The following is a 12,627-nucleotide window of genomic DNA, read 5'->3' as shown; positions in this document are numbered from 1 at the left end:
AAAGACCACATCACCATGAACACTATCCGCGTCTCCCAACAGGCAGCGAACATCGACGCGCTGCAGCTCGAGTTCGTCGGCATTGCCAAGCCAGCAGCCGGCACCAGCCAATGCGTCATCGAAGTCGCCAGCGCGGGCGTCAACCCGAGCGATGTCAAGGCCACGCTGGGAATGATGCCGCACGCCGTGTGGCCGCGCGTGCCCGGCCGCGACTATGCCGGCGTGGTGGTGGACGGGCCCACGCACCTGCTGGGCAAGGAGGTCTGGGGCAGCGGCGGCGAGCTCGGCATTCGCCGCGATGGCACGCACAGCCGCTACCTGACGCTCGACGTTGGCGCGGTGCGGGAGAAGCCCGCCAACGTGACCTTGCAAGAAGCCGGCGCGGTTGGCGTGCCGTTTGTCACCGCTTACGAGGGCCTGCGCCGCGCCGGCCTGCCGAAGGCGGGCAGCGTGGTGCTGGTATGCGGCGGCAACGGCAAGGTCGGCCAGGCCACCATCCAGATCGCCACCGCGCTGGGCGCGCGCGTCTTCGCCGTGGAGCGCGAGGCCGGGCCGTTGCGCGGCCACGCCAGCAGCACGGTGCGCATGCTGGACGCCAGCCGCGACAACATCGCCGAAGTGGTGCGCAACGAGACCGACGGGCATGGCGCGGACATCGTCTACAACACGGTCGGCAGCCCATACTTCGAGCAAGCCAACAAGGCCATGGCGATCGGCGCCGCGCAGATCTTCATCTCGACGTTCGACCGTGCCGTGCCGTTTGACATCTTTACCTTCTACCGCGGCCAGCATACGTACGTGGGCATCGACACGCTGGCCATGGGCAGCATCGCTTGCGCCGCGGTCTTCGATCAGCTCGGCCCCCTGTTTGCCGCCGGGCAGCTCAAGCCCTTCCCGGTGCACGCGGGCTACGCGTTCCCGCTGGCGCGCGCCGCCGAGGCCTACCGCACGGTGCTGCAAGGCGCCCCGGAACGCGTGGTGCTGATGCCATGAACACGACCCGGTTCGCCGCCGCGCCGGCCTATTTCCCGCCCCGCCACGAGGGGATGCGCTGCCTGCGCCTGCAGGGGTTCGAGGCCGGGCCGTCGGCATCGCTCTGGCTCGGTGTCTCGGTGATCCTTCCGGGCGGCCATACGGAGCTGGATGCCTCGCCGCTGGAGAAGCACTATGTGCTGCTGGAGGGCGAAGTCACCATCAGCACGGGGGCGCAGGTCGTGCACCTGACGCAGTACGACTCGGTCTGCCTGGCGCCGGGCGAAGCCCGCAAGGTGGAGAATCCGGCCAACCGCCCCGCCATGCTGCTGCTGGCCATGCCGTACCCGCCTTGAATTATTACTTTGTTTGCAAACGTTTGCATATGCTTCAACTTGACCAGACGGAAAATCGAAAAGGGGAAGACGTACATGGGAAATGCCTGGAGGCATGGGTTGTACAGGTTGTACAGCTTGCATGGGTGGCAGGAGACAACAAAGGTCCGCGCGGCGAGCCCCGCGCCCCGGCACCGGTGGCCGATCCTGACGGCCGGCGCCGGGGCGCTCGCCGTGGTGGCGGTGTGCGGGTCCGCTCATGCGCAATCCACGGTGACGGTCTATGGGCGCCTGAACACCAGCATCGAGTACTCGCGGGCCAGCACCGCCACGAACGGTACCGCGCTGGGCGGCGTCGGGCGGCTGACCAATAACCGCTCGGTCTTCGGCTTGCGGGGCGAGGAGGGCCTCGGCGGCTCGCTCAAGGCAATCTGGCAGATCGAGAGCAACCTGTCGCTCGACAACGGGTCAGGGCAGATCGCGGGACGAAATTCACGCATCGGTTTGAGTGGTGATTACGGCACGTTTTTCATGGGGCACTGGACCACGCCGTACACCGAAGCCACCATGGAATACGATCCCTATTACCCGACTACCGCCGGGTACATGGCGCTGATCAGCAACGGCTCGGCCTCGACCACGAACAACATCCAGGACACGCACTCGTTCGATCGCCGCGAGCAGAACATCGTGCAGTACCGCAGCCCCGAGTGGAACGGCTTGCGCGCCGGGCTTGGCTGGGGCATGCCGGAGGAAAAGCTCACCACGCCGCGCAACCCGGCGCTCTACTCGTTCGCTACCACCTATGACCGCGGGCCGCTCAACGTGGCGCTGGCGTACGAGCTTCACCAGCATTACCAGACGGCCGGCCGCAACGACAATGCCATCAAGGTGGGCGTGTCTTACCAGTTCCCCAGCACCAAGATCTCCGCGCTGTATGAGCGGCTGCACTACCGCACCGCCACGGGCGACCTGACGCGCAACGGCTACTACGCCTCGCTCGTGCAAAAGCTCGGGCCCGGCAGCATCAGGCTGGGTTTCGCGCTGGCCAGCAACGGCGCCGGCAATGCCACCGAGACGGTCGGGTTCTTCCTCGAACCTAACCCTCGAACCTGACCATCGAGCCGCCCAGCCGGCCCGGAGCGATCCGGCCGGACCCGAGGCGGTGGAGGAGACAACCGTGATTCGAAGCATCCTGCTGTGCGCCACCCTCGCGGTGAGCGCCGGGGGCGCGCTCGCCCAGCCGCCCCAGTATCCCGCCAAGCCGATCCGCCTGGTGGTGCCATTCTCACCGGGCAGCGCCACCGACATCCTCGCCCGCATCGTCAGCAACCGGCTGGGCGAATCCGGCCGCTACCAGATGATCGTGGAGAACCGGCCCGGCGCGGGCGGCACGCTCGGCGCGGGGATGGTCGCCAAGGCCGCGCCGGACGGCTACACCCTGATCCTGGTATCGGTCGGGCATGCCATCAATGCCACGCTCTATCCCAAGCTGTCGTACGACACGGTCAAGGACTTCGCCCCGGTGACACTGGTGGCGACGGTACCCAACGTGCTGGTGGTGAACAGCGCCAGCAAGCTTGGCTCGGTCAAGGATGTGGTGGCAGCCGCCAGGGCGAAGCCTGGCGCCATGAACTTCGACTCGGCAGGGTCCGGCAGCTCGACGCACCTGAGCGGGGAGCTGTTCAAGATGGAAGCCGGCGTGGACATCGCGCACATTCCCTACAAGGGCACGGGCGAGGCGCTGACCGATGTCATGGCGGGCCGTGTCGACCTGATGTTTGCGCCCACTGTCTCCGCCATGCCGTTCGTGCGCCAGGGCAAGCTCAAGGCGCTGGCGGTCACCACACCGAAGCGGGCCGCCGCCTTGCCGGACATCCCGACGGTGGCGGAGTCGGGCTTGCCGGGCTATGCCTTCGAGTCATGGTTCGGCGTGCTGGCGCCCGCGGGCACGCCAAAGGAGATCGTGGCCGCGCTGAATGGCGAGATCTCGAAGGCGCTGGCCACACCGGAGGTGCGCGAGCGGCTGTCGGTGCAAGGCGCCGAAGCGCGGACGTCCACGCCGCAGGAGTTCGAGCGCTACATCAAGGCGGAGATCGCCAAGCTGGCGCCGGTGGTCCGGCAGTCCGGCGTGCAGGCCGGGCAGTAGGCGGCGCGCAGGGCGGCTGGCAAGGAAGCGGGCGCGGCGCGTGCGTCTTCGCTTAAAATGGCATGTTTTCCCACTCACCGCACACCAGCCTCCCTGCCCGCATGGACCAGCGTAAGCGCATTACCCTAAAGGACCTTGCGGCGAAGGCGGATGTCCATTACTCCACTGTTTCCCGGGTGATGAATGCCGCCACGCGGCACCTGGTCGCCGATGAGGTGGCCGAGCGTATCCTGCGCATGGCCGACGAACTCGGCTTCCGGCCAAACCGCATCGCCGCCGGGCTGCGCACCAAGCGCTCCGGACTCATCGGCGTGGTGCTGCCGGATATCTCCAACCCCGTGTTCCCGCCAATCCTGGCCGGGCTCGAGGGCGTGCTGGCCTCGCAGGGCTATGTGCCCATCGTGGTCAATGTGGGCGCCGACAAGACGCGCCAGCGCTTTGTCATCGACCAGATGATGGGGCGCCAGGTCGACGGCCTGATCCTGGCGACCGCCGAGCGGGAGGATGCCGTGCTGGACTACTGCGTCAAGCAGAACATCCCCGTGGTGATGGTCAATCGCGGGGAAGATCTCGGCCGGGTGCCCTGCGTGGTCAGCGACAACCTGCTCGGGATGCGGCTCGCCGTCGATCACCTGGTGGCGCTCGGGCATCGCCGCATTGGCCATATCGCCGGGCCGGACTCGCTGTCCACCGGACATCAGCGCAAGCAGGGCTTTGTCGATGCGGTGCGGCGCAACAAGCTGCGCAAAGGCGAATGGATGATCGTGGAAGCGGCAAGCTACGGCCGCGAAGCGGGGCGCGAAGCCTGCCGCGCGCTGCTGGCGCAGTTTCCCACGCTGACCGCGATCGCCGCGGGCAACGACCTGGTGGCGCTGGGATGTTATGACTATCTGCGCGAGGCCGGCATCGCCTGCCCCGCGCGCGTCTCGGTGATCGGCCACAACGATATGCCCTTTGTCGATGCGCTGACGCCTCCGCTCACCACCATCCGGATTGCCGTGCACGAGATGGGCGTGCAAGCGGCCACGCTGCTGCTGGCGCGCATCGAGAACGAGAGGGCCGAGGCCGCCAGCGTGGTGCTCCGCCCGGAGCTGATCGTACGCGGCTCGACGGCGCCGCCGGCGCACTAAGCGGCTCGCTAAGCGGCTCGCGCGGGCAACAACCCGCATCTTCCGGGAATGGCGCCGGTGGTCAACTACACATTCTTGTAGTGGCTACCGGCCATCGGCTTCAAAGCCTTGCGCAGTAAGGGATGCAGGCCATTTGCAAGTTGTGCGGATCCGGTGCGGCTGCATTTTCGGGCTTGATCTTCTGGTGCTTTAATCCATAATGCAAACGTTTGCAGAATCGACGCGAGACAGCCGTGGGGCTGGCGAGTTGTGCGGTGCATGGACCGCGCCCCGGTTACACCCAGGGATGGGCGGTGCACACCCCTGGACAATGGCCGGCCTCATGCGGATAGGGAAGAATCGCGCTGCCCGCCAGGCAGGTGGGCGCATCTCGCGTTGCCGTTTTTTCCCGGAGTTTGAGAATAGAGGATTCAAATGATCGTCGCATGCCTTCTCTCCAGGTGCCGGGCATAGGGCACGCAATGGCGATATCCGGCAGCTATCCCAGTCCCGGCGGCGGGCTTGTCGACGACGGCGTGGTGCTGGTCGTCGACGATGACGCGGTCTTGCGCGATGGCATTGCAAGCCTGTTCCGCTCGATGGATATCCAGGTCAGGACCTTTGCTTCCGCGGCCGAGTTCCTGTGCTTCCCGATTCCCGATGTGCCGTGCTGCCTGGTGCTCGACGTGCGCCTCAGGGGGGCCAGCGGGCTGGAACTGCAGGCCATGCTCGCCGAGGTGGGTTGCATGGTGCCGGTGGTGTTTATCTCCGGCCACGCGGACGTTGCCATGTCGGTCATGGCGATGCGGGCCGGCGCAACCCATTTCCTGACCAAGCCGTTTCGTGACCAGGACCTGCTCGACGCGGTGACGGAAGCCATCGGCAGGGACGCACAGCGGCGCGCTTGCGAACGGCGCGGGCGCGAATTGAAGGCTGCGTTCGATACGCTGACATCGCGCGAGCGCGAAGTCATGGCGCGGGCGGCGGCAGGCCTGATGAACAAGCAGATTGCTGACGACGTGGGCTTGAGCACGGTCACGGTCAAGATCCACCGGGCGCAGGCCATGAAGAAGATGGGCGCGCGCACCTTTGCCGAACTGGTGGTGATGGCGCACGTGCTTGGCTTGACCAACTCGGCGGCGCAGGCGTGATCACGATGCGCAGACCCTATATCCCGCGTCATTCGCTGCGCAAAGGCAGCCTGGGCAACGCCCGCGCGAGACGGCGCGGCCTGCATGAAAGCGAGGCCTCCCTGGCCGAGGGCCAGCGCATCAGCAAGACCGGCAGCTGGCAATGGTGGCCGGCGCGGCGCGAGATGCGCTGGTCCGCGGAGATGTACCGGCTCTTCGGGCTCGACCCCGCGCCTGGCGCACCGGGCATGCACACCTTGGTGGCGATGGTCCAACCCGGCGAGCGGGCACGCGTGCTCGCCGGGATGGCCCGCGCGTGCAAGGAGGGCACGCCGTTCCAGCAGGAGTTCCGCATTCTCTGCCATCGTCTGCGTGGGACAGCCGCGCCGGGACAGCGAGCACAGCCTCGGCTTTGTCGGCACCGTGGTCGATATCACCGAGCGCCGCCGCGCCGAGGAAGTGCTACGCGTGGCGCAGGCGGAACTGGCGCACGTGTCGCGCATCGCCGTGCTGGGCGAACTGACGGCATCCATTGCGCACGAAGTCAGCCAGCCGCTGGCGGGCATCATCACGTATGGGGAAGCCTGCCTGCGCTGGCTGGACCGGCCGCAACCCAACCTGGAGGAGGCGCGCAGCGCGGTGCAGCGCATGATCAGCGAGGGCCGGCGCGCCAGCGCCGTCATCGGCCGCACGCGCGCGCTGGCGGCCAAGGGCGTGCTGCAGCGCGCGCCCGTGGACCTGGGCGCCGCGCTGGAGGAGTCGCTGGCGCTGCTGATGCCGGAGATGCGCAACCGGGGCGTGGCGGTGTCGGTCCATGTGGCGCCTGGCTTGCCGGCGGTGCTGGGCGATCGCATCCAGCTGCAGCAGGTGTTGAACAACCTCCTGCTCAACGCCATGCAGGCCAGCGCGGCGGTGCCTGCCGGCCAGCGTTCCATCCTGGTGCGGTGCGAACGGCTCAGCGCGCCACCGCCGCGGTTGCTCTGCACTGTGCAGGATACGGGCCCTGGCGTTGCCCCGGCGAATATCCCGGCATTGTTCGACGCGTTCTTCACCACCAGGCCGGATGGCCTGGGCATGGGTTTGTCGATCTGCCGCTCGGTGGTGGAGTCGCACGGCGGGCGCATCTGGCTGGACGAGCAGCCGGGCACGGGCGCCACGTTCCGCTTTACGCTGCCCGTACGGGAAACGCGCTTATGATTGGCTTTTCCCATCAGCCATTCCTTGGCAGGAATGGCGTTACTCGCACATGGATTCTCCCGATATTTCGCTTGGCGCCGCGATTCCCGCCGATGCGCCTTCCGCCCTGGCCATGCTGCTTGGCGAGATCGACCGTGCCCAGGATATCGAGGGGCTGGCGGGCGCCGTCTGCACTGCCGCCAGGCTGCTAGGGTTCAATCATTTCTATCTGCGCTACAAAGGGCCGCCGGGGTCCGGCGCGGCCAATGCCGGTTCGCTGACCAGCCTGTCTGGCGGCGCCAGCCTGCCGCTGGCAGGCCACGGCGAGACGCTGGCGGCGCTGGTGCTCAAGGCGCGCGATTCCCTGGGGCCGGTGGTGTGCAGCAGCGGGGAGCCCTTGGCGGGGGCCCGGCGACGCGGCGCTGGCACGGGCCGAACTGGACCGCCGGCTGACCGCGGCCATCGCCTTTTCCGCCAGCATGCCAAGCCGCGAGATGGGCACGCTGGCGCTGCTGTCGCTCGATGGCAGCGCGCTCGAGGACGAAGCCGCCGTCTAGCGCGGCCCGGCACGTGTTCGCGTTCGTGTTGCGTTTCGTGTTGCGTTATCCCGCCTGGCCCGGTGTCAAGCCCGCGCTATTCGCCCACCGGCGCCATGGCGACCTGCCAGCGCGGCGGGCTGCCGATGGTAGCGCCCAGGTGCTCGCAGAACGCCCGCACCTTGGCGCTGGCGCGCGGCAGCGCGCGCAGCAGGTAGACGCCGGTTTCCGGTTGCGGCGCCAGGCCGTCCATTTCCAGCTCGATCAGGCGGCCATCGCCGATATCGCCGCCGATCGACCAGTCCGGCATCAGGGCGATGCCCAGCCCCTGCAGCACCGATAGCCGCCGCGCATCGCAGTCGTCGCACTCGAAGGCGAACATGGCCTGTTGCGCGACGTCGCTGTCCAGCAGCTCCCGCCAGCCGCGCATGCTGGTGCTGTGGCGCCGGTCGATCAGCCGGTGGCTGCCCAGCTCGCTGGCGTGGCGCGGCTTGCCGTGGCGCGCCAGGTAGGCCGGCGCGGCGCAGATCACGTAACGCTGGCTGGCCACGCGCTGGGCGATCAGGCTGCTGTCGGCCTGCTGGCCGACGCGGATCACCAGGTCAATGCGCTCCACCACGGGGTCGACGACGCGCTCGGTCAGGTCCAGCTCGATGGCCAAGCGCGGGTACTTGTCATAGAGGGCTGCCAGATGCGGCACCACGTGGCGCCGGCCGAAAGCGGGCAGGCAGCTCACGCGCAGCAGGCCGCTCACGCCCTGCTCCAGCGAGGTGACCTCGCTGCGCGCATCGGTCATGTCGTGCAGGATCTTGACCGCGCGCTCGAACAGCAGGTTGCCGGCGTCGGTACGCACCAGCGCCCGGGTCGAGCGGGTGAACAGCGCCACCTGCAGCTCGTTTTCCAGCGAGTCGATCTGGCGAGCCACCGAGGACGCCACCATGCCCTTGCGGCGGGCCACCGCGGAGAAGCTGCGCGCCTGCGCCACCTCGACAAAGATCGAGAGATTCTCAGCAAATTTTGCCGATTCCATTTGTGCGTCCTGTGCAAAGGCATTTCGCGGCCAGACCCGATTGCCCCGGCCGATATGAAAGATTAGCATCGGATTCATGCCTTTCGCTCGCGCTATTTTCGCAAATTTAGCAAAAGCACTCCATCGCGCACCTGCCTCGGCGTGCTTGCCGGGCGCGGCGCTAACACCGCAACAGGAAGACAAAATGACAACAAGACTGGGGACAAGCCATGCCGATCAACCCCGCCCCGTACGCGGTCAGGCGCTGCTGCGGCGCCTGGCCGCCACCACGGCGCTGGCGCTCGGCATGGCTAGCGGCGCCAACGCGCAAACCTACCCGGCCAAGCCGGTCACGCTGATCATCCCGTTCGCGGCCGGTGGCACGGTCGACAAGGTGGGCCGCATGGTCCAGGAGGACTTCCGCAGCCGCCTTGGCCAGACGGTGGTCATCGAGAACCGCGCCGGCGCGGGCGGCACCATCGGCACGGGCGCCATCGTCCGGAGCGCGCCGGACGGCTACACGGTGGGGATGATCTTCGACTCGTTCGCGACCGAATCCTCGATGTATCCGAAGTTGCCCTACGCGCCCGAGCGGGACCTGACCGGCGTGTCGTACATGGTGCGCTCACCCATGGTGCTGGTGGTGCCGGCCAGCTCCCCGTTCCAGACGCTGAAGGATTACGTGGCCGCGGCCAGGAAGCCGGCCACCGTTTCCTATGCTTCGGTGGGTGCCGGCAGCTCCAACCAGCTGGCGGCCGAGCTGTTCCACGAGACCGCGGGCACCAGCGGCATCCACACGCCTTACAAGGGCGGCGGCCCGGCCATCTCGGATCTGCTTGGCGGCCACGTTGATTCGATGATCGCCAGCCTGCCGCTGGTGCTGCCGCATATCCAGGGTGGCAAGCTGCGCGCGCTGGCGGTGACCTCGCCCAAGCGCGACGCGCACCTGCCCGCGGTGCCGGCGATTGCCGAGACCTACAAGGGCTTTGAAGTCTATTCCTGGGTGGGCATGATCGCGCCGGCCAAGACGCCAGACGCCATCCTGAACCGGCTGGCGGCGGACATGAGCGCCACCCTGCGCGACCCCAAGGTGGCGCAGCGCCTGGCCGACGGTGGCTTCGAGGTGGTGGCGGGCGGCCGGCAGGAGATGAACGCGCTGGTCAAGAGCGAATCCCAGCGCTGGGCCCGCGTGATCAAGAGCCGCAATATCGTGGCCGACTGAGCGCCGCATCATGCAATCCTTCCATCGGGTTGGGCAAGGCCATCGCGCCGGACCTGCTGGCGGCCCGCAGCGATGCGCCTTATGGCGCGTGGCTTTGCGGCGGCGTGCCGGGCAACGTTGGCATGTCGCTGCATCACAAGCTGTGCCATACGCTGGGCGGCAGCTTCAACCTGCCGAGCGGCACCGGCGTGCAATCTCAAGGATTGGGCTTGGCGTCGCCCATCGCGCAGGCGACGCAGTGTCTTGCCAGCACATCCGTCGGGTCGATCAGCGTGATGACGCGGCCGTTGGCACAGCGCATTTCCGCCTGCGGCAGGAGCAAGGGCAATTCGGTGCAGGCAAGGATGACGATTTCGACATCGCGGGCCGCCATATCCTCGACCGCCGCGACCAGGTCGTCGACGCATTCGCCTGTCGTAAAGCCGGCCTTGACACCATGAGGACCGTAGATGGCATGCATCACGCGAGCCTGGAGAGCGGGGCCTGGCACGACCTGCTCGAAACCATGAGTATCAAGGGCTCTCTGGTACACGCCGCTGGCCACCGTGCCGGAAGTGGCCAGCACGCCGACCTTGTGCAGGCCTGGATACGTCTTGCGCAAGGACTCCGCGGTGACCGTCAGCATATTGACGATCGGGATATTGAGATAGGGCTGCACGCGCTCGACAAACGCATGCGCCGTGTTGCACGGAATGGCAATGATGTCAGCATCTCCCGCCTCCAGCTTCTTGCACGTCGCATACAAGGAAATCGTCGGGTCGGGTCCCTCGCCGACAAGGTTCTCGGTGCGATCCGGAATCTGCGGATTCTGCTCGACCAGCAGCTTGATATGGTCCTGGTCGCGCGCCGCGGGCGTATGGCGTACGATCTTCTGGATAAAGTCGACGGTAGCAGCGGGACCGACGCCGCCCACCACGCCGACCTTGAACTGTTTCCCGGGCGCCGCATACTGACCTGAAACCACATACTGCGCATAGGCGAGATTCGAGTCGACAACCGGCACCGGCAGGGGCCCAATTTCGTCGAGCACAAGGGAGATCTCGGTCATGCCGGGCAGGATCAGTTGTGCGCCCTGGCCGATCAGGTCGCGACAGGCATCGCGCAACAGTTCGATAGGGCGGCCACGCAAGTTTCCGCTCTTGATGCCGTCGGCGTCATACACCGCGCGCGTCACGCGAATACACCGCGCGCGTCACGCGATCCACGCCGCCCTCGATCCGTGGGTGCAATAGCTCGAACTCCGGGCTGGCGAAGTAGCGCTCGAACAGATGCTTGCTGCGCGTGTAGTCCGAACCGAGCACCCCTACGCGCCGGAGTGTCGGGAACTTGCGCCGCACATGGTGGTGCAGCGCCTGCATCATGTCGATGATGGGGAGCGGAGAGTTCGCCGCCAGCTCGTCGATGAAGGTGTGGCTGAGAAAGCAGGGCAGCACCACTGCATCGATGCCGCGTCGCGCGAAGGCGCGAATCATGTCGAAGATGTACAGTTTGCGCTCCGTGGTCGCGGCCGTGGTGAGGCTGGCGTTTCGAAACGGATGCTGCTCCAGGACGATGTCGAAGTGTTCCGAATCGTCGCGTGCAGGCGTCGACTTGATCAGCTTGAAGAACACGTCGGCGCTAGCCAGTGCGCCAAGACCACCGATCACGCCAAAGGACCGGCGGCCTTGCGCATCAGGTGTCGTGGTCATTTCACTTCCCCCTGCAAGCTGTCGAAGCTTTGTGCCTCATTGCGCGTGGCCCGGCGCGTTTCCCATTTCGCAATGGCGGCGGTGGCGATACTGTTGCCGATGACGTTGGTTGCGGTACGCCCCATATCCAGCACCTGGTCGATCGCAAGGATCAGCACGACGCCAGACGGCGGCAAGTGGAACATCGGCGCGACGGCGGCAACCACCACCACCGAACCCCGTGCAACGCCCGCCATGCCCTTGCTGCTCACCATCAGCACCAGCAGCATCAGGATCTGTTGCGACACCGGCATGTCGATGCCGAACGCCTGCGCGATGAAGATCGCCGCGAACGCCTGGTACATCATCGAGCCGTCGAGATTGAATGCATAGCCCAGGGGCAGGGTGAAACCAACCACCTTCTTGTCGACGCCGAACGCTTCGAGCTTCTCGGTCAGGCGCGGATAGGCAGCCTCGCTGCTGGCGGTGGAGAACGCGAGCATGGCCGGTTCGCGCACAGCCTTCAGGAGCGTCCAGATCGGGCGGCCCAGGAAGGCATAGCCGACGCCGATCAGCAGGGCCCAGAGCACGGCGAGTCCAATATAGAAGCTGCCGATGAGCTTGCCGTAGGTCGTCAGCACGTCGAGCCCGTGCAGGGTGATGGCTGATGCGATGGCGCCGAATACGCCGATCGGCGCGAGCGCCATGACATAGTCGGTGAGCTTGAGCATCGCGGGCACCAGCGCATCGACGGTGCGCACGAGCGGCGTCACTCGCGGGTCGTTCCTGAGCACGCCGAGCACAACACCGAAGAGCACCGAGAAGACCAGTATCTGCAGGATGTCGTTGCGCGCCATCGCGTCGAGAAGGCTGGTCGGGAAGGCGTGGGTGATGAAGTCCCTGAAGTTGAGGCCAGCCGTATTCAGGCCCGTCGCGACATCGGCACTGCTCGGCGTCAGGTTCAGCCCCGCGCCGGGTTGCAGCAGGTTGGCGAGCATCAGTCCGAGGGCGAGCGACATCAGGGATGCGCAGACAAACCAGCCCACCGAGCGCATGCCGATGCGGCGCACATCGCTGGTCCCTTCCATGCCGGACAGGCCCGAGACCAGCGTCGCGAACACGAGCGGCGCGATGATCATCTTGATCAGGCGGAGAAAGATGTCGGTGATGATCGAGAAGTAGCCGGCAATGGCTTTGGCCGAGTCGGCATCCGGCGCCATTTTGTGGCAGGCGTAGCCGACGGCGATGCCGAGCACCATGCCAGCGAGAATAGTTGCGGTGAGGCGATTTTTCATTTTGCTCCGTCCAGTGAGGTCTCATGC

Annotated in this window: 10 protein-coding genes and 2 pseudogenes; 9 read left to right on the top strand and 3 right to left on the bottom strand. The window is 66.6% G+C overall.

The genetic code is table 11. From position 1 onward, the window contains the following. The first annotated feature begins 15 nt into the window (after positions 1–15). The 7 genes from OR16_RS14860 to OR16_RS14830 all read left to right on the top strand — a co-directional run bounded on the left by OR16_RS14860 (position 16) and on the right by OR16_RS14830 (position 6,892). The gene (locus OR16_RS14860) at positions 16–993 is read left to right on the top strand and encodes a quinone oxidoreductase family protein (protein ID WP_006158772.1); all 978 of its coding nucleotides are present in this window, start codon (positions 16–18) and stop codon (positions 991–993) included. After that, the gene (locus OR16_RS14855; RefSeq protein ID WP_006158771.1) at positions 990–1,328 is read left to right on the top strand and encodes a cupin domain-containing protein; all 339 of its coding nucleotides are present in this window, start codon (positions 990–992) and stop codon (positions 1,326–1,328) included. The genes OR16_RS14860 and OR16_RS14855 overlap by 4 nt, the downstream gene beginning before the upstream one ends. 186 nt (positions 1,329–1,514) lie before the next feature. Continuing rightward, on the top strand, positions 1,515–2,423 hold the full coding sequence (locus tag OR16_RS14850) for a porin (RefSeq protein WP_237717072.1): 909 nt from the start codon (positions 1,515–1,517) through the stop codon (positions 2,421–2,423). Positions 2,424–2,487: 64 nt separating this feature from the next. Next, the gene (locus tag OR16_RS14845; protein ID WP_006158769.1) at positions 2,488–3,456 is read left to right on the top strand and encodes a tripartite tricarboxylate transporter substrate binding protein; all 969 of its coding nucleotides are present in this window, start codon (positions 2,488–2,490) and stop codon (positions 3,454–3,456) included. 101 nt (positions 3,457–3,557) lie between these two features. Beyond that, positions 3,558–4,586: a LacI family DNA-binding transcriptional regulator gene (locus OR16_RS14840; protein WP_081488785.1), complete on the top strand. Its 1,029-nt coding sequence runs from the start codon at positions 3,558–3,560 to the stop codon at positions 4,584–4,586. A gap of 461 nt (positions 4,587–5,047) precedes the next feature. Beyond that, on the top strand, positions 5,048–5,716 hold the full coding sequence (locus tag OR16_RS14835; RefSeq protein WP_006158767.1) for a response regulator transcription factor: 669 nt from the start codon (positions 5,048–5,050) through the stop codon (positions 5,714–5,716). Between the two features lie 351 nt (positions 5,717–6,067). Further along, on the top strand, positions 6,068–6,892 hold the full coding sequence (locus tag OR16_RS14830) for a sensor histidine kinase (RefSeq protein WP_006158765.1): 825 nt from the start codon (positions 6,068–6,070) through the stop codon (positions 6,890–6,892). 612 nt (positions 6,893–7,504) lie between these two features. Here the strand turns inward: OR16_RS14830 and OR16_RS14820 are convergent. Continuing rightward, positions 7,505–8,437, bottom strand: coding sequence for a LysR family transcriptional regulator (locus OR16_RS14820; protein ID WP_043419813.1), 933 nt, complete (start codon positions 8,435–8,437; stop codon positions 7,505–7,507). Between the two features lie 184 nt (positions 8,438–8,621). On the opposite strand from OR16_RS14820, the gene OR16_RS14815 reads away from it, so the two are divergent. Continuing rightward, positions 8,622–9,638 (top strand): tripartite tricarboxylate transporter substrate binding protein, encoded by a 1,017-nt coding sequence (locus OR16_RS14815; protein ID WP_006158763.1) that lies wholly within the window; start codon positions 8,622–8,624, stop codon positions 9,636–9,638. Positions 9,639–9,682: 44 nt separating this feature from the next. Next, a pseudogene (locus tag OR16_RS42885) lies at positions 9,683–9,817 on the top strand (maleylacetate reductase); the annotation flags it as partial. 17 nt (positions 9,818–9,834) lie between these two features. Here the strand turns inward: OR16_RS42885 and OR16_RS14810 are convergent. Both OR16_RS14810 and OR16_RS14805 read right to left on the bottom strand, forming a co-directional pair. Beyond that, positions 9,835–11,326, bottom strand: a pseudogene (locus tag OR16_RS14810) (aspartate/glutamate racemase family protein). Further along, positions 11,323–12,600 (bottom strand): dicarboxylate/amino acid:cation symporter, encoded by a 1,278-nt coding sequence (locus OR16_RS14805; RefSeq protein ID WP_043419767.1) that lies wholly within the window; start codon positions 12,598–12,600, stop codon positions 11,323–11,325. Before OR16_RS14805 ends, OR16_RS14810 begins: the two are co-directional and overlap by 4 nt. Between the last annotated feature and the right edge of the window lie 27 nt (positions 12,601–12,627).

Origin of the sequence: Cupriavidus basilensis OR16, assembly GCF_000243095.1 — a bacterium.
GTDB lineage: Bacteria > Pseudomonadota > Gammaproteobacteria > Burkholderiales > Burkholderiaceae > Cupriavidus > Cupriavidus basilensis_D.
Note: the sequence above shows the minus strand (reverse complement) of the source record. Positions and strands in the feature narration are given on the sequence as shown.

What these genes read in the sequence shown, in the direction of transcription:
- OR16_RS14860 (WP_006158772.1), top strand. Translation starts at nt 16, where the DNA reads ATGAACACTATCCGCGTCTCCCAACAGGCAGCGAACATCGACGCGCTG.
- OR16_RS14855 (WP_006158771.1), top strand. Translation starts at nt 990, where the DNA reads ATGAACACGACCCGGTTCGCCGCCGCGCCGGCCTATTTCCCGCCCCGC.
- OR16_RS14840 (WP_081488785.1), top strand. Translation starts at nt 3,558, where the DNA reads ATGGACCAGCGTAAGCGCATTACCCTAAAGGACCTTGCGGCGAAGGCG.
- OR16_RS14835 (WP_006158767.1), top strand. Translation starts at nt 5,048, where the DNA reads ATGGCGATATCCGGCAGCTATCCCAGTCCCGGCGGCGGGCTTGTCGAC.
- OR16_RS14820 (WP_043419813.1), bottom strand. Translation starts at nt 8,437, where the DNA reads ATGGAATCGGCAAAATTTGCTGAGAATCTCTCGATCTTTGTCGAGGTG.
- OR16_RS14815 (WP_006158763.1), top strand. Translation starts at nt 8,622, where the DNA reads ATGACAACAAGACTGGGGACAAGCCATGCCGATCAACCCCGCCCCGTA.
- OR16_RS14805 (WP_043419767.1), bottom strand. Translation starts at nt 12,600, where the DNA reads ATGAAAAATCGCCTCACCGCAACTATTCTCGCTGGCATGGTGCTCGGC.